This window comes from Burkholderia sp. AU16741, assembly GCF_002223345.1.
Taxonomy (GTDB): Bacteria; Pseudomonadota; Gammaproteobacteria; order Burkholderiales; family Burkholderiaceae; genus Burkholderia; species Burkholderia sola.
On record NZ_NKEZ01000007.1, the window covers coordinates 154,579 to 170,900 of the forward strand.

At 62.4% G+C, this 16,322-nt stretch carries 13 protein-coding genes; 12 read left to right on the forward strand and 1 reads right to left on the reverse strand.

What is annotated here, in order from left to right:
- The first annotated feature begins 345 nt into the window (after nt 1-345).
- From CFB89_RS17585 to CFB89_RS34950, 9 genes are all read left to right on the forward strand, one after another.
- On the forward strand, nt 346-3,429 hold the full coding sequence (locus CFB89_RS17585; RefSeq protein WP_089468957.1) for an ATP-binding protein: 3,084 nt from the start codon (nt 346-348) through the stop codon (nt 3,427-3,429).
- Nucleotides 3,430-3,550: 121 nt separating this feature from the next.
- Nucleotides 3,551-3,739, forward strand: coding sequence for a hypothetical protein (locus CFB89_RS17590; protein WP_089468958.1), 189 nt, complete (start codon nt 3,551-3,553; stop codon nt 3,737-3,739).
- A 331-nt stretch (nt 3,740-4,070) separates the two neighbouring features.
- A complete protein-coding gene (locus CFB89_RS17595; protein WP_089468959.1) occupies nt 4,071-4,730 on the forward strand; it encodes a response regulator in 660 nt (219 codons plus the stop codon).
- Between the two features lie 81 nt (nt 4,731-4,811).
- The gene (locus CFB89_RS17600; protein WP_089468960.1) at nt 4,812-7,820 is read left to right on the forward strand and encodes an ATP-binding protein; all 3,009 of its coding nucleotides are present in this window, start codon (nt 4,812-4,814) and stop codon (nt 7,818-7,820) included.
- Nucleotides 7,821-8,165: 345 nt separating this feature from the next.
- The gene (locus tag CFB89_RS17605; RefSeq protein ID WP_256979694.1) at nt 8,166-8,762 is read left to right on the forward strand and encodes a fimbrial protein; all 597 of its coding nucleotides are present in this window, start codon (nt 8,166-8,168) and stop codon (nt 8,760-8,762) included.
- A gap of 65 nt (nt 8,763-8,827) precedes the next feature.
- On the forward strand, nt 8,828-9,547 hold the full coding sequence (locus tag CFB89_RS17610; protein ID WP_179233462.1) for a molecular chaperone: 720 nt from the start codon (nt 8,828-8,830) through the stop codon (nt 9,545-9,547).
- A 230-nt stretch (nt 9,548-9,777) separates the two neighbouring features.
- Entirely contained in the window at nt 9,778-12,156 is a 2,379-nt protein-coding gene (locus tag CFB89_RS17615; RefSeq protein ID WP_256979695.1) for a fimbria/pilus outer membrane usher protein, read from the forward strand.
- Nucleotides 12,157-12,628: 472 nt separating this feature from the next.
- Nucleotides 12,629-12,892, forward strand: a complete 264-nt coding sequence (locus CFB89_RS34945) for a hypothetical protein (RefSeq protein ID WP_179233463.1) — start codon at nt 12,629-12,631, stop codon at nt 12,890-12,892.
- Between the two features lie 53 nt (nt 12,893-12,945).
- Complete coding sequence (locus CFB89_RS34950; RefSeq protein ID WP_179233464.1) at nt 12,946-13,368, forward strand: fimbrial protein; 423 nt, start codon at nt 12,946-12,948, stop codon at nt 13,366-13,368.
- A 105-nt stretch (nt 13,369-13,473) separates the two neighbouring features.
- On the opposite strand, the gene CFB89_RS17625 is transcribed toward CFB89_RS34950, so the two are convergent.
- The gene (locus tag CFB89_RS17625; RefSeq protein WP_089468964.1) at nt 13,474-14,481 is read right to left on the reverse strand and encodes a fimbrial protein; all 1,008 of its coding nucleotides are present in this window, start codon (nt 14,479-14,481) and stop codon (nt 13,474-13,476) included.
- Between the two features lie 581 nt (nt 14,482-15,062).
- On the opposite strand from CFB89_RS17625, the gene CFB89_RS34955 reads away from it, so the two are divergent.
- The 3 genes from CFB89_RS34955 (at nt 15,063) to CFB89_RS34335 (ending at nt 16,295) form a co-directional block, all read left to right on the forward strand.
- A complete protein-coding gene (locus tag CFB89_RS34955; protein ID WP_179233465.1) occupies nt 15,063-15,221 on the forward strand; it encodes a hypothetical protein in 159 nt (52 codons plus the stop codon).
- Between the two features lie 49 nt (nt 15,222-15,270).
- Nucleotides 15,271-15,465, forward strand: a complete 195-nt coding sequence (locus CFB89_RS17630) for a hypothetical protein (protein ID WP_089468965.1) — start codon at nt 15,271-15,273, stop codon at nt 15,463-15,465.
- A gap of 521 nt (nt 15,466-15,986) precedes the next feature.
- The gene (locus tag CFB89_RS34335) at nt 15,987-16,295 is read left to right on the forward strand and encodes a hypothetical protein (RefSeq protein ID WP_144030126.1); all 309 of its coding nucleotides are present in this window, start codon (nt 15,987-15,989) and stop codon (nt 16,293-16,295) included.
- The last annotated feature ends 27 nt before the right edge of the window (nt 16,296-16,322 follow it).

A 16,322-nucleotide genomic window follows, 5' to 3' on the forward strand; every position in this document is an offset into this window, starting at 1 on the left:
ATGCGCGGTATCGCGGGCCTCGGGCGCGTTGCGTCCACCGTGGATGCGTCTTTTGCCGCCGGCTTGCCGGCGGTATTTCATTTGCGCGACCGCCACGCGAATCGGCGAGGCGACCTGGGCGAGCGGATCAGTCGTCATGACACGATTGCGCGATGAATTTTCGTTCAAGTTCAAAATCGTCTATGAATCAAATAGGACGTGTACTAAAAAGATAATACACAACTGATTTTCGCAGTGTCGTTTGGCATGATCGGGACATCGCCATCCCGAATGTATCCACCGTGACGCCCGGCCCGGCAGGGACTCTGCCGCCGGCCCGCCCTCCGGGCGCCGTCACGTCGAGCCATGCCATACAGCACACTCCAGTCCATTCGCCGTTACCAGAGCATCTCGATGTTCGGGGGCGGCATCGTCGTCACGGTCCTGATCCTGATCGCCTGCGGGCTCGGGATCACGTCGATCGTCTACGGCTATCTGGACGGCGAGCGGCGCAATTTCCTGAACGGGGTGGAGGAGACGGTCGATCAGGTGCAGGTGGCCGAGACGTCGTTCCGCAACGGCGTCGCGAATACACAACTGATCTGGCGCGAGCTCGATGCGGCGCCGGCGGACGTCACGAAGGCATTCTTCGATAACGGTCAGCAGCTTGCGATCACCCCGTTCCCGTCGCTCGTGGTCGGCGTGCCGGGCCAGACCGCGCAACGCGACGAGGTCGCGCGTTACCTGGCCCTGTCGTTCCTGCTGTCGCGCATCTGCGCGGCGAGTTCGATCAATCGCGGGCGCACGCTCGAGGGTTACCACTACAGCACGCGAACCGGGATGTTCGGGCTCGTGCCCCACCTGTCGCGCGACAACCCGGCGCTCGCGTCGGCCGACGCACGCACGAAGGTGTTCGATGCGCTGCACGTGAATTTCGACGGCCTGCCGTCGGCGCCGAACGACGGCAGGCCGAACGTCCATTGGCTGCCGCCTTACCTCAATCCGGTCACGGGGCAGGCGCGCATCCGGCTCGCCGCCGAGGCCCGGTCCGACGGCCAGCCGTTCGCGGTGCTGGTCACCGAATACGCGCCCGAATATCTGCTGTCATGGCTGCCAGAGCGCACGCAGGCCGGCGTGTTCTTCATTACGTCCGGGGACAACCGGCTCATTGCGATCGATCCCGGTGTCGAGCGTACTAACGCGCTGAGCGAGCGCTTGTTGAATCTCGACGTCGTACACGGCGATCGGGCATCCGGCGAGCCGCTCTTTCGCGACGGCGCGATCGTTTTCCGCAGCAAGCTCGCGGCGACGGGCTGGACGATCGCGTATGCGCTCTCCTGGGCCGACGTGGCAGCCGGTATCGGTGTGCAGGCCGGTGCGCTGGCGGCGGCGACGCTCGTCACGATCGTCGTGATGTGGCTGCTGCTCGCGCGATTCCACCGGCGCGTGCTCGTGCCGGTCTACGCGCGCTCGGCGCGCGTGTTCGACAGCGAGGCGCTGTGCCGCAGCGTGATCGCGATGGCGCCGGTCGGTATCGGCCTCGTGTCGCTGTCCGACCGGCGGGTGATGCTCGCGAGTGACGCGCTGACGCAGATGTTGCTGCCGCACGGCGGCGATCATCATGTGTTGTCCGCGCAGGTGCTCGAGAAGTACGACTCGTTCGTCGCGGACGGTGGGGCCGGGCGGACGATGACGACCGAGTTCGTACTCGATGCACACGGCGATGCGCCGCTGCATCTGGAGGTCATCGCGCACAGCGCGCGTTACGAGGGCGAGGACGTGCTGATCGCCGCGTTCGCCGATACGAGCGCGCAGCGCCGCCTCGTGCACCAGCTCGAGGAAGCGGTGCGCGCGGCCGATTCGGCGAATGCGGCCAAGTCGTCGTTCCTTGCCGCGACGAGCCACGAGATCCGCACGCCGCTGAACGTGATTCTCGGCAATCTCGAACTGCTCGAACGCACGGCGCTCGATGCGTCACAGCAGAGCCGCGTGCAGACGCTGCGCGCGTCGGCCGAGGGGCTGCTCGCGATCGTCAGCGACATCCTCGACTTTTCGAAGATCGAAGCCGGCGCGATGTCGGTCGAGTCGATCGAGTTCGACGTGATTTCAGTGATCGAGCGCGAGCTTGCGGCGTTCGCGCCGGTCGCGAAGGCGAAAGGGTTGCCGTTGTTCGCCGATATCGACGCGAGCGGTGCGCAGCGCATGCGCGGTGACCCGACGCGGCTCGCGCAGGTGGTCGGCAACCTGTTGAGCAACGCGATCAAGTTTACGAGCGCAGGGCGCATCGTCGCACGCGTGGCTGTGGGACGAAGCCCGCACGGTTCGCCCGAACTCGCGATCGGCATCGAGGATACGGGCATCGGAATCGACCCTGCACAACGGGCGAGGCTGTTCAAGCCGTTTTCGCAGGTCGACGCGTCGATTACGCGGCGGTACGGCGGCACGGGGCTTGGGCTCGCGCTGTGCGATCGGCTGGTCGCTGCGATGGGCGGGGCGATCGCGGTCGATAGCGCGCCGGGCATCGGCAGCCTGTTCACCGTTCGCCTGCCGTTGCGCATGGGCATTGCACCGAAATGTCCGGCCGGCGCTGGGGCGGGCGCCGGCAAGACGCTGATCGTCGTGTCGCCGGAGGACGCATGGCGCGCGTTCGCGTTTCCGCATCTGCGTGCATGGGGCTTCGAGGTCGCGATGCATCCGAGTCCGATCGGGATTGCCGCCGGGTGCCTCGTGCGCGCTCATGCGATCGTGCTCTTCGGCGATTCCGATCAATGGCGGCGCGAGGAGCTCGACAGCCTCAGCGGCGGTGCGCCGGTCATACTCGCCACGCCGGACGGCCCGACGCAGCCCGACGTCGCGGGTCGCACGATCCGTGTGTCGAGCTATTCGCTGAACGGATTGCGCACGGCAATCGAGCAAGCCCGCGTCGCCACTGCCGAATTGCTGCACGGGCGGGGCCGCGCGGCCGATGCCGTTCAGCCGGCGCTGCCGGCTTCCGGCGCGCGCGTGCCACGCGTGCTGATTGCCGACGACGCGTCGGTCAACGGATCGATTTTCCGAGAGCAACTCGATGTGCTCGGCTGCACGGTCCGGTGCGTGTCGTCCGGTGGCGCGGCGCTCGACACGCTCGCCAGCGGCGCATGGGATGTGCTGCTGCTGGGTGCTGACCTGCACGACATGCCGGCGCGCGAGCTGGCGGAGGCTGTCCACGCCCGGGCGCTGCCGTGCGAGATGATCGTCGTCGCGTCGCATCTCCCGCCCGACGACGCCCGGCGTTACGCGGCATCGAACGTCGAATGCGTGCTGACCAAGCCGGTGACGCTGGCCGACCTGCGCCGCGGTCTGGCACGCATCGCGCGGCGGCGCGGAATCACGTTTCCCGCCGGTGCGGCGGACGAGCGGCCGGGGGCGAGCGTCACGGCCGCCGCCGCCGCGCATTGGCCGGGACGATAAAAATGAAGCGACGTCGGCGCGGTGGAGATCGCCTGCGTCGGAACGGGGAAGGCAGACACGCCGCATCGCGTCGGTGCCGCGTGATTTCGACTGAAGAAGGAAGGGTAAGGCCGTGCGCTATATGGGAAAGGTGTTCGGGCTGCTGCTCGGATTTGCGACGCTGCCGGAGAAATCCAGACGGGATTTCCTCACGCAACTGAACGAATTCATGATGATGTCGCCATCGCAGAAGCGGCGGATCATCACCGAATGGCAGCACGCCGCGGATGACGGATCGGGCGAATCCGACACATCCTCGGTCAAACGTTAGACGGCGGCCTGGGCCGCCCTGCGGGACGCGATGGATCGACGGCGTGGGGGCGCCGCCGATCGGTTGCGTGCGGGCGTCGGATCAATGCAGGTTCATGCAGCAACAACGCCGTGCGCGGCGGGGCCGTCGTTGCATCGGATCGGTGCGGGCGCAGGCCGCCATGCCGCATCGCACCGCCGCGAAGCGGAACCCGGCTATTATCTTAAAATTACGCTGCGCACCGCCCGGTTCGCCGAACGTTGCAACGCGACCGTGTTGCAGGATGGATTCGAATCATGGCGCGTCGCACAACATGGCACGTTAGGCCGCGTGTATCGGGAGAAGAACAGAGATGGATGAATTTTTTGTGCGAGTGATGGTCGCGGACGATCATCCTTCGTCCGCACTCGGGATGTCGCAGGCGCTCGCGGGCAGCAGCACGATCAAGCTGCTGGGTACCGTCTCCAATTCGACCGACCTGGTGGCGATGCTCGACGAACAGCAGAGCGACGTGCTCGTGGTCGATTACGTGATGCCCGGCGGCAAGTACGGCGACGGCCTGTCGTTACTGTCGTTCCTGCAACGCCGCTATCCCGCGCTGCGCCTCGTGACGATCACGATGATCGACAACCCGAGCGTGCTGCTTGCGATCCAGAAGCAGGGCGTCGGATGCATCCTGAGCAAGTCCGATGCGATTTCGCACCTGGTCGGCGCGGTTCATGCGGCGTTCGTCGGAGCGAACTATCTGTCTCCGTTCGTCAAGAAGCTGCTGGAGGAGTGTCAGCCGTCCGCAGGTATCCGCACGCTGACTGCCCGCGAGATCGAAGTCGTGCGGTTGTACGGGGCTGGCCTGACGGTCGGCGAGATCGCGGTCCAGCTGCACCGGAGCAAGCAGACGATCAGTTCGCAAAAATCGAGTGCGATGAAGAAGCTCGGCATCGTCCGTGATGCGGACCTGATTCGCTACGCGAGCGAAGGCCAGTTGCCCGAATTGCCGGCGACCGATGCCTAGACGGGCAACCGGCGGGCAGCACCGAGCGACCCGGACGGCACGTGATGCCGTGCCGGCACCCACGCAACTTCGACGATACGTATGCCCGGCAAACTGAAAACGGTGATCGCGCACGCCACCGCGGCGGCGGGCCGCAAGCCGTTCGAGCCAGGGCGCGTGCGACGCCAGCAGCAATGGCTGCTGTACGGAAGCGGCGTGGTGATCACGGTGTTCGTACTGGTCTGCACCGCGCTGGTTGCGCGACTCGACCTGCAGGAATCGGTTGTGCAGTTCCGCTCGGACTTCCTGGTACGCAAGGCCGATCTGTTGGCGGAGATGGAGGTGGTCAGGGCGCTCCAGAATCGCTACGTCGAGAACCTCGAACTGATCGCGCGGCAAGGTCCGACTGCATCGCCCGACACGCTCGGGCGGTTCGTCGACGATCGCGGCAGATTGGTCGCAGTGGGCCAGGCAGGGCGTGTGGCGTTTGCCGCGTTCGCGGTCGCTCCATCGTCGCAACCGGTGAGCGCCTACGCACCCTTGCTCGGCAAGCTGCTGGCGCAGGTCGAGCTCACCGGCAGCATGCCGATACAACAGCCCGGCGACCCGGGGATGGGCGGGTATCTGGTCGACCCGGACGGCAATTTCGTCGTTGTGACAGGCTATCCGCTGGTCAAGCAGGCGGTGGCGCTTCCGGCCGGTTTCGACATCAAGGCATTGATCCGGCAGTTGCAACCGTCGCGCGATTTCGTGTCGGCGGCGGCTGCGCCGGATTACCGGAAGATTCTCCTTGATCGCCGCGAGGATCCGCTGACCGGACGCTCGGTGCTGCGGTTCGTGCAGGCGGTGCGCGATGGGCAGGGCAAGCCGATCGCCTGGTTCGTCGTGGTCACGCGGCCGGCGGTCGACGATTTTCTCCGTTCCTCGTCGGCGGGCAGGGACTACGCGCTGGTCAGCCCGAACGGGCAGGTCCTGACCGGTCGCGCGGCCGATCCCACGCTGACTGCCCGGGCGCTCGACCTTACGCGTACGGCGCATGGCGAACGCGCCGCGGCCCATCGCGTCGGCATGAACATCGTGATCGGCGACCCGATGCCGGGGTTCCGCGAAGTGCTGACCGCGACGATTTCATGGCGTAGCCTGTTTGACGATGTGGCCGTCCGCCTGGGCATTGCGGTCGGTCTCGCGCTGCTCGCGATCGGCACGGTATGGTTCGCGATCGTCATGTTCGACCGGCGCGCGCTGCGTCCCGCCAATCGCCGCGCGATCCGCCTGATCGAAAGCGAGGCGCTGAACCGCACGCTGATTCGCACGGCGCCGGCCGGGCTCATGTTGCTGTCGCTGGCCAACGGCGAAACCATGGTGCGTAACGACGCGGCACAGGTCTACGGCGACACCGGTCCGGCGCCGTCGCTCGGCAAGCGTATCTGGCAGGCCTACCAGGGCAGCATGGCGAGCGGGAAAGCGCGGCGCGTCGTCACGCATGAGTTGCCGGTCGAGCGTGCCGACGGCGGCACGGCCTATCTCGCCGCGCACATCGTCCGTACGCGCTATCGCGGCGTCGACGTGCTGCTCTGTACGCTGACCGACATCACCGCGCGCAAGCAGGCCGAGGACAAGCTGCGCGAGGCGCGGGAAGCCGCGGACGATGCGAACAAGGCGAAGTCGACCTTCCTCGCGACGATGAGCCACGAGATTCGTACGCCGCTGAACGCGATCGTCGGCAATCTCGAATTGATGACGCGCGGGGCGTTGCCGGTCGACGAGCGGCGGCGCCTGCAGACGGTGATGTCGTCGTCGGATGCGCTGCTGCGCGTGATCAACGACGTGCTCGACCTGTCGAAAGCCGAATCCAACCAGATGGTGCTGGAGGCCGTGCCGTTCGATTTGCGTGCGGTGCTGCGCGACGTCGCGGCGATCTTCCGCCCGCTCGCGGAGGCGAAGCATCTGGCGCTCGACTGCCGGATCGCGCCGGAACTGGCCGACGGCTACATCGGCGATCCGACCCGGCTGCGCCAGCTCGTATCGAATCTCGTCAGCAATGCAATCAAGTTTACGGAGCGCGGCGGCGTAAGCATCGACGCGCGGCCGGCACCGGGCGAGGGGGCGGCGCGCACGCTCGAGATCGCGGTGCGGGATACCGGAATCGGCATTCCTGCCCGCAGCCTGCCATCGCTGTTCGACGTCTACATCCAGACGGATGCGTCGATCTATCGCCGCTTCGGCGGTACCGGGCTGGGTTTGCCGCTGTGCCACCGGATCGTCCGGCTGATGCATGGCGATCTGGCGGTCGAGAGCCAGCCGGGCGAAGGCGCGGCGATCACGGCCTTGTTGTCGCTGCCCGCCGCACCGGCCGATTGGCGGGTAGCGTTCGACGAACCGCACGCCGAGGCGCCGATTGCGCCGGCGCGGCCGCACGAAGACGAAGCGCCATTGCGTGTACTCGTTGCGGAAGATCACCCGGCGAGCCGCGCGCTGCTGCGCGATCAACTCGAGGCACTGCATTACGACGCGACGATCGTCGCGAACGGCATCGAGGCGATGCGTGCGTATTTTTCGCATCCGTTCGACGTCGTGCTGACCGATCTCGGCATGCCGGAGCTCGACGGGTTCGCGCTGGCGAACTTCTTGCGCGAGCAGGGGGCGAGCGTGCCGGTGATCACGATGACCGCTCATGCAACCGAGGAGGACTACCGTCGCTGCACGCAGGTCGGCGCGGTGGAGGTCGTGCTCAAGCCGCTGTCGATCGACGCGCTCGACGCAGTGTTGCGGCGGCACGGCAAGCGCGAGCCGACGGCGGAAGCCGATCCGGCGATGGCGAGCGCCGCGCCCCTCATGACGGACGAGATGCGCGATGCGTTACGGACAGCGACGCAGCGCTCGCTGGTCGTGATCGACGACGGGCTGTTGCGTGGCGCAGTCGATCCGGTCCGGACCGAGCTGCATTCGATGCGCGGCGGTTTCGCGCTGGCCGGCAATGCGCCAGCAACCGACGCATGCGCACGAGGCGAACGTACGCTCGCCGACGGCGGCATCGACGCGCTGAAGCCCGAATGGCCGGCGATACGGGCGGCTGTCCAGGCCGCGCTTTCGAGGTTGTCCGGCAACTGAGCCGCCTGGCGTCGCATCTGGCCACGTGGCCAAACGTCGCGAGTCGATTGACAGGCGGCATGCGGTTACCGACCGCAGGCGGGTTCATCCGAGGCCGTCTTCCTTTCCTCTCGTGTTCTCGTTCTCGAGCGTCCGCTCGCGGGACGGATCTCGGCCACATTGTATGAAATCCTTGTATTTGATCGGAGTCAGGTATTCACACGGTTGAAAATCAAAATTTAGTACCCGTACTAGGAATTTCTATGTAGATATCGTTCGGCAACTAAATACCAAATGTGCGTGGATTGGCATCATTCATCCTGCTCTGCAAAGAGTCGTTCAATCACGTTTCATTTGGAGAAAATCGTGGCTCTCAACAAGAAAATTCTCGCCGCGGCAGCAGTCGTGGGCATGGTCGCAGCAGGTTCGGCAATGGCCGCTGACGGCACGATCAATTTCACCGGCAGTATCACGGCGGCATCGTGCTCGATCACGGGTGGTGCGGGCACCAACGTGACCGGTGAAAAGGGCAAGCAGGACATCGCGGTCAACCTCGGCAAGGTCAGCGTCGATTCGATCGGCGGCACGGCTGGCAGCGGCGTCGCGGGCGGCACGTCGATCAACCTGAACCTCGACTGCGGCAATACGGCAACCGACCTGACGTTGATCAAGATGAAGTTCGATCCGCGCGCGGGCTCGGGCATCGACGGCAAGAACAACAAGCTGCTGCAGGTCTCGGGTGGCGCGAAGGGTGTCGGCATCGGCATCTACAACGGCAGCAACACGCTGCTGAACCTCGCGGCCAACGAGACGATCGATGCACCGCTGGTCAAGGGCGGCACGGAAGCCGCGCCGGTCTACACCGCGGCACTGGATCTGCGCGCTGGTTACGTCGCCAACGGTGACAAGATCGAAGCAGGTACGGCGAACGGCACGCTGCCGTTCACGCTGACGTACGAGTAAGTCGTTCAATCGAGCGGTGAAATGGCACGAGCCATTTCGCCGCCGCCTCCAGATTCGAATCCGATATGAAGAAATCTCTCATTGCCGGGCTGGTCGCGGCCAGCTCGATGTTTTTCTTGTCCGCGCCGTCGCATGCCGGCATTTCGCTGTCCGGTACGCGCGTTGTTTATCCTGGGCAAAGCAAGGAAGCATCCGTCGTCGTCAAGAATCAATCGAAGGGCGACGTGATGATCCAGTCGTGGATTGAGTCCCTCGATGAAAAGCAAGGCGATTTGCCGTTTGCCCTCACACCATCGCTGAGCCGGCTCGGAGGCGACAAGCAGCAGATCCTGCGCATTTTCTATGCAGGAGAAGGCTTGGCGGCCGACCGCGAATCGGCGTTCTGGTTGAGCGTGCAGGAGATTCCGCAACGCGCGAAGGGCGATAACTCGCTGCAAATCGCCGTTCGTCAACGTATCAAACTCTTTTATCGGCCCGCCGATCTGCCCGGCAAAGCAGACGAGGCGCCTGCCCAATTGAAGTGGCGTTGGAGTAGCGACGGCGGAAAGCCGGCGCTGGACGTCGTCAATGACACTCCCTATTTTGTTTCGCTCGGCCACGCACGCCTCAAGGTCGGCACGAATGCCTATCCGATCGTCACCGAGATGGTCGCACCCAAATCCGTAAAGCGGCTGTCGCTCAAGGACTACACCGGGCATGCGCAACCGGTGAACGCCAAGGTCGAATTCAGCTCGATCAACGACTTCGGCGCAACTGTCGACACGCAAGCCGATATGTCGAATTAGCCCCCCAAGCGTCGGATGGCCGTCTGGATTTTTCACGATAAATAAATACGTTGTACTAATAAAGGAGAGGTGCGTATATCCGATAGCTCGATCGAGTGACAGGTGCGCGCAATAAAGACATGAACACAACTGTCAAGAAAATCGTAGAGGCTTGCCAGCGCGCGTCTTGTCTGATGGCGTTCGGCGCCATCATTGCACCTGTTTCCGGTAATGCGGCCGAGTTCAACGAGATGTTCCTCAAGAAGGGGGACGGTCCCGTCGAACTCACGTACTTCGAGCGCGGCAGTTCGGTCGCGCCGGGCATCTACGACGTAGACGTATCGTTGAACCAGCGGCGCGCGAAGCGGGAGTCGATTGCGTTCAAGGCGGACGAATCGGGCGAAGTACGTCCCGTGATCACGTATGGTTTGCTCAAGTCGCTCGGCGTCGATTTGAAGCGTCTTGAGCGCGAGCACAAGCTGGAAGCGGGGCTGGACGACAAAACGCTCGTTCGTCTCGACCAACTGGTCGACGGTGCGGCGGCGAGTTTCGACGTCGGTACGCTCACGCTTGATATCAGCGTCCCGCAGATCTATGCGCCGGGGCAAATACGTGGTCTTGTCGATCCGTCGCTGTGGGATGAGGGTGTCGCCGCGGCCTATTCGAACTATCAGGCGAACTTCAGTCACGATACGAATTCCGGATATCGCAGCGACTATGGGTATCTCGGGTTGCGCAATGGCGTGAACATCGGTGCCTGGCGGTTCCGTAACGAGTCGGCGCTGTCGTGGCGGCGTGGTTCGCCTTCGGATTTCAGCGTCAACCGCAGCTACGTTGAGCGCGACCTGATCGGCATCAAGGGCCGATTGGCCGCGGGCGAAGTGTACTCGTCCGGTGAAATCTTCGACAGCGTGCGTTTTCTTGGTGTACAGGTCAGCTCCGATACGGGGATGCTGTCCGACAACGAAGTCGGCTATGCGCCGGTGGTGCGCGGTATCGCGCAAAGCAACGCGGTCGTCGAAGTTCGTCAGAACGGTTACGTGATCTATTCGGCGTCCGTGACGCCGGGCGCGTTCGAGTTCCGGGACATCTATCCGAGCGGCTCGAACGGCGACCTCGAGATCAGGATCATCGAGTCCGACGGGAGCACGCGCACTTTCCGGCAATCGTATTCGTATCTGCCCGTCATGATTCGTCGCGGCACGATGCGTTACGCATTTTCGGCCGGTCAGTATCGTGGCTATGGTCAGTCCCGCCCCAAGTTTGCCCAAGGGTCGCTGGTCTACGGCGTGTCGGACAACCTGACCGGTTATGGCGGCTTGATCGGCGCCGAGCGCTATGCGGCGATTGCGCTCGGCGTCGGCTATAACTCGCCATTGGGCGGAATCTCGTTCGACGTCACGCACAGCCAGTCGAGCACGCAAGGCCGCAAGTCGACCGGGCAGAGTCTCCGCTTCCTGTATTCGAAAACGCTGACATCTACCGACACGACCTTCACGATGGTCGGCTATCGCTACTCGACCGACGGCTATCGCACGTTCAGCCAGCACGTCGACGATCTCGATCGCCAGGGCGGGGGTGGGTATCGTCGTCAGAAAAGCCGCGTCGACCTGAACATCAACCAGTCGATCGGGTCGAGAGGTTCGATTTACGCGAGTGTCGGCGACACGAGCTACTGGAACCGCGGCGGTTCGAGCCGCAACATTCAGTTCGGCTATAGCGGCGCACTAAAGAATCTCAGCTACAGCGTCTCGGTCGCGCATACGCGGGACACTGGCGCATTCGGCCGTGCCGACACGCAGTTTTCCGCATCGGTCAGCATCCCGATCGGCGGCGGTGTGCGTTCGCATCGTGCGTTCGCGAACACGGTGGCGTCGACGAGTGGCGACGTGAGCGTTCAGGCGGGCGTGAACGGGTTCTTGAACGAAGCCAATACCGTCAACTACTCCGTGCAGGGCGATTACCGCAAGGATTCGGGCGGATCGGGCGGCGTGGGTCTCGGTTGGGATACGCCGATGGCCAAGCTGACGTCGAACTACACGCAGTCGGGCCGCGGGAAACACGCCGACGTCGGTGCGGCGGGTTCGATCGTCGTACACAGCGGCGGTATCACGTTGGGCCAGACGGTGGGCGAGACTTTCGCGATCGCGGAAGTGCCGGGCGTGCGTGGCGCACGTTTCTCGTCGTCGTCGAGCATCAGCACCGACCGTCGTGGCTACGCGATCGTGCCGTATGCGCAGCCGTATCGCTACAACTGGCTGAACATCGATACCGAGAGTCTTGGTTTCGACACGGACCTGACCGACAACTCGAAGTCGGTGGTGCCGACGCGCGGCGCAATCGTCAAGGCGCGCTTCACGGCAGAGACCGGTCGCCGTGTCCAGTTCGACGTGACGGGCAGCAACGGTGACAAGGTGCCGTTCGGTGCGACCGCGTACGACGAAAACGACAAGGTGCTCGGCATGGTCGACAACGCATCGCGTGTGCTTGTGTTCGGCGTCAAGGATCAGGGGCGCCTGTCGATCCGCTGGAGCGAGGGTTCGTGCGAAGGCAACTACGCGTTGCCGGAACGGAAGAAGACGCTCGCATATGAGCGGGTGGCGATGAGTTGCAAGATGGCCGGCCGATGATTGGCAGATGAAGTGAGGAATTTGGCGGGATGCCAAGTCGGAATGTTGAGCGTCCCGTATTCAATAGCTTCGGGTCGTCGCCGGAGATGGTGAAAATGGACGTGCAAGTCGCGAAATAACTGGCTGGCGCCTTTTATACGTGGATCTCGATTTGCTGCAAATACTTGCGGTGAAAGTAGGCAAGCGGCTTTGCTCTTTAGGTCGGGAGAGAGTGATGAAAATATTTGCCATTTGTACGTTCGCCATTGTCGCTGCGATTCCAGTGTCCGCGTTTGCGGTATGTCAGGTCAGGCAAGACTCGGGCCAAATTGTCCCTTTTCAGAGAGTCGAATTTCCATCCTTCCAACCCGCAGTGTTCGATCCCGAGATTCCGAACGGTACTGTCTTGTATCGAGCCAACTGGACCGCTAGCGGTGTAGGGGGTGCCGCTACCTGAGATGGGAAAATCATGGGCGCGCGGATGTATCGGGGAATGGATACCTATAATGCGACCTATAGTACATATGTGACTTCTGTAGAGGGCGTTGGTTATCGAATCGCAGGGGGCATCAATGCGCCCCAATGGTGGCCACAGCAGGACTACTGCGATGGGGCAGCTGCGCCTCTGGCGGATTCGGCCTACTTTACGATCGAGCTTGTCAAGACCGGACCGATCACGTCCGGAGGGGTTTTAACCGGCAGATTGGGCAAACATATTTCCCCGATCAAGGATATGCGGCCCGTCGCGTTTTCTTGACCGGTGGCTTACCGATCAAGCCTACGGTGCCGACCTGTCCCGTACGGAACAAGGTGATTGGCGTACCGCTTTGGTCGGTCTCGGCCAAGTCGCTCGAGACCAGCGGTGGATCCGACCTCAGACCATTCTCGATCGATTTGGACTGTTTTGGCGGGTCGCAAGGAGCGTCGACCAGAATGTTTATAACCATGACCGATGCCGCGAGCCCGGGCAATCGCGGTGGCGTGCTGACGCTGGCGTCGACCGGTTCCAGCGCGGCGGCTGGAGTCGGCGTGGAAATCCGGCGAGCGGATGATGCCATTGTCCGTTACGGATCCGACTCGTCCGCATCCGCTAATCCCAATCAATGGTTTGTCGCACAGTGCGGTAATGGGCTTGTGTCCATTCCGTCGAAAGCGCGCTATCTGCGAACCGTGGGGCCGATGAAGGGTGGAACGGCTAATGCAACGGCTACCTTCGCGATGAGCTATCAGTAAGCCGTGCAATGCAGGTTTCAACGGCCTTCAACTCAAGGCTGATTTCCCCGAATCCGGGTTAAAGCCCTGGCTGGGTTCTATCGTCACTTGCAGGGGATCGCGATTTCACTGGTAACTCATCGTGAAGTTTGCGATCGCGTTTGCCGTTCCCGACTTGATACGCGGGCTGGTCTGCACATAGCGCGCCCGCAGTGCGATGCTCAGGCCAGCAGCGCCTTGGGCAACCGACCCGCCCAGCCATTGATTGGTGTTGCCGATAGCAGAGGATGCGGGACCGTATCCGAGCACGTCGTCACCCTTCAGAATCTGAAGGCCCACGCCGGTGGCTGTCGAGTCTTTCGACAATGATAGCGTTGTCGACGTGTTCCCCGGGTTCGTTGCATCGGTCAGCGTGACATATACCTTCGCGGTGGTACCCCTGTCGCCGCCCGAACAGGAAAGGTCGATCCCGAACGATCGCGACGGCGCGCTCGAGCCGACACCGGTGAAGACCGTCGAGGCCATTGTCTCGCCCATCGGCACCTGTATGCGCGGGGTCGTGACCGTGCAGCTCGGCACTTTGGGCGTGACCAGAACAGGTGCGGCGAAGCGATATTCGACCAGTAACTGCCCGGCGTCGTTGTCTACCCTGTAGTTGGCATAGGCGCCGCTCAATACGCCGCTCTCCGTTACGTTTCCGGTCTTGATCAGTTGGATTTTGGGTGCGTAATAGATGTTCCAGTACACCTGTGCTATTGGGAGTCCCGTCGAAGTGAAGGGAGCGACCTCCCCTAAGGGCGATATGATTCGCAACCCGACATTGGGTATGTTAGTCGGATAGATTTTGGATGCGTCGGGTATGCCGACGCCTGTTATGCGTCTCCGGAATGTGAAAGAGCAGGTTGTCACGGGATCCCACGGATTGATCGCATTGGTGAAGGTAAGCGCGTCCGCTTTCGCCTCGTAAATGATGCCGCCGATCGGAATGTCTCCGGGGCTGAAAGGCGGCGGGTTGAATCCGTTAACGGCAACGATGAAGTAATCTCGGCCGTCATTTGTGGTGGCCGTGCATGCTGCAAGAGCATGAATTGGAAGTACTGCTGATAGAAAAAGTACGAATTTTATTTTCTTCATTATCGAGCATTGGAATGAGGAGAGGTCACCCGAATTTCGGGGCTATAGATCGGCGATGGGTGCTGAATGCGGCATCCGTTCCCGATCGACTAGTGTGGTGTGGTCAACGACGTTGGCCAATTATCTATTGGCAGAGCGACGAGCGAAATGAGACAAGTACTAAATTCGCTTCCGGAACGGTGTCGCAGGCGCATGCATGAAGAACGGATTTGGTGCTTCGAGCCGGCTGCATACAGACCGCATCCACGCATTGACAAACGTCGGTCGCTCGATATTCGGTCCCTTGGAAATCCGAATAGCTGGCCGCCCGGTACGCCCGGCCGGCCAGCCTTAGCCAACGACGCGGAGGCCGTCAGCTACGCGCGTTCACGCCGCGCGCCGCGTCAAGGCGTTCGGGCGTCATTGAACCCACGACACCGAACGCCAGACCGGCATGCCCAGGGTTTCACTTGCCTGTAGCTGATACCGACCAGTTGACCGTGGAACCGGTTGTAGCCGTCCGTGACGGAGATCCGGCAGCGGGTCGACGAGTTTTGGAAGGGGGGCGAAGTTTCCGCGCGCAAGGCCGGCTGGCTATCGTGATGACCGTGAATGCGACCGATGAGGATCGGCGAAGCTGTGCGGAGGTCGGCGCGGTCGAGGCAGTGTTCGAGCGGCTGTCGATCACTGCGCTCGACGCGGTGCTGCACCGGCACGGCAAACGCGAGCCGATGCGGCGGTGGCGGCGCCACCTGTCATGACGGACGAGATGCGCGACAAGCTGCGAATGGCGACGCTGCACTCGCTTCCATGATTGACGATGCGTCGTCGCTTGATGCAGTCGATCCGGTCCGGATCGAGCTGCGCTCGTTGCGCGGCGGCTTTGCGCTGGCCGGTGACGCGTGCGCCGCCATGGAAGGGATCGTCAACGACGGCAGAACGGACACGTCCAAGGATCGCTGGCCAGCGTTCCGGGGCGAGATCGCATGCGCCGTCGATCGCTGATGGCCGATCGAACGACATTCAGAGCTGGGCCCGTCCTTGCCGGTTCAGCGTGGCAATTGCGACGCCGCCCGTCGGCACGGCAAACCGCAACCGGCGCGAAAGTAGCCATTCCGCCCATCCTGGACGCAGGCACCCGGATGAATCGATTCATGGAGACGTGTGTTGCCGAATTTCGCCTGGGACAAATCTCATGAATCTCGCAAATTGATAAGAAAATAACTATTTTATGTGCCATGCGTGCATTTCAGAATTTTATTTTTCTCGTGGGGCGCTCTATAAAACTTGATTTTTCTAATAAATAATAGAATTTTCATAAAATTGCGTCATTAGTTCTCGTACGACCAATAAAAAATCAAATGTCGTTCTCCAACTAGATACTGAATTTGTAAACATTGTCATCATTATGCGCACTCTTATTCGGGTTTCCATTCCGATAAGGCGCTTCTGAATTGAGTCAAGACTGGAGAAGATAGTGACGGCTTTCAACAGGAAGATTCTCGCCCTGGCGAGCAGCCGCAGGGATGTTCGGCGCAGGTTCGACCACGGCGGCCGGCGGCACGAACGTGAAGGGTGAAAAGGCAAGCGAACATCGACGTGAACCTCGGCACGGTGAGCGTCGATTCGATCGGCGGTTGGTCGGCCACGGCATCGTGGGCGGCACATCGATCAGCCTGAACCCGGACTGTGGCAACACGGCAACCGCCGTGACGCTCGTCAAGCGTGCCCGTTTTTGGCATCCAGGTTCAAGGGCGCCTGTCGATTCGCTGGAGCGACGCTTCGTGCGAAGGCAACTACGTGCTGCCGGCGCGGCGGAAGGCGGTCGCATATGACCGCGTGGCGATGAACTGCAAGACGGC

Excerpts from the sequence above, each read along its gene's own strand:
- CFB89_RS17610 (WP_179233462.1), top strand. The coding sequence starts at position 8,828 with ATGAAGAAATCTCTCATTGCCGGGCTGGTCGCGGCCAGCTCGATGTTT.
- CFB89_RS34945 (WP_179233463.1), top strand. The coding sequence starts at position 12,629 with ATGGATACCTATAATGCGACCTATAGTACATATGTGACTTCTGTAGAG.
- CFB89_RS17590 (WP_089468958.1), top strand. The coding sequence starts at position 3,551 with ATGGGAAAGGTGTTCGGGCTGCTGCTCGGATTTGCGACGCTGCCGGAG.
- CFB89_RS17595 (WP_089468959.1), top strand. The coding sequence starts at position 4,071 with ATGGATGAATTTTTTGTGCGAGTGATGGTCGCGGACGATCATCCTTCG.
- CFB89_RS17600 (WP_089468960.1), top strand. The coding sequence starts at position 4,812 with ATGCCCGGCAAACTGAAAACGGTGATCGCGCACGCCACCGCGGCGGCG.
- CFB89_RS34955 (WP_179233465.1), top strand. The coding sequence starts at position 15,063 with ATGACCGTGAATGCGACCGATGAGGATCGGCGAAGCTGTGCGGAGGTC.
- CFB89_RS34335 (WP_144030126.1), top strand. The coding sequence starts at position 15,987 with ATGTTCGGCGCAGGTTCGACCACGGCGGCCGGCGGCACGAACGTGAAG.
- CFB89_RS17630 (WP_089468965.1), top strand. The coding sequence starts at position 15,271 with ATGATTGACGATGCGTCGTCGCTTGATGCAGTCGATCCGGTCCGGATC.
- CFB89_RS17585 (WP_089468957.1), top strand. The coding sequence starts at position 346 with ATGCCATACAGCACACTCCAGTCCATTCGCCGTTACCAGAGCATCTCG.
- CFB89_RS17615 (WP_256979695.1), top strand. The coding sequence starts at position 9,778 with ATGTTCCTCAAGAAGGGGGACGGTCCCGTCGAACTCACGTACTTCGAG.
- CFB89_RS17625 (WP_089468964.1), bottom strand. The coding sequence starts at position 14,481 with ATGAAGAAAATAAAATTCGTACTTTTTCTATCAGCAGTACTTCCAATT.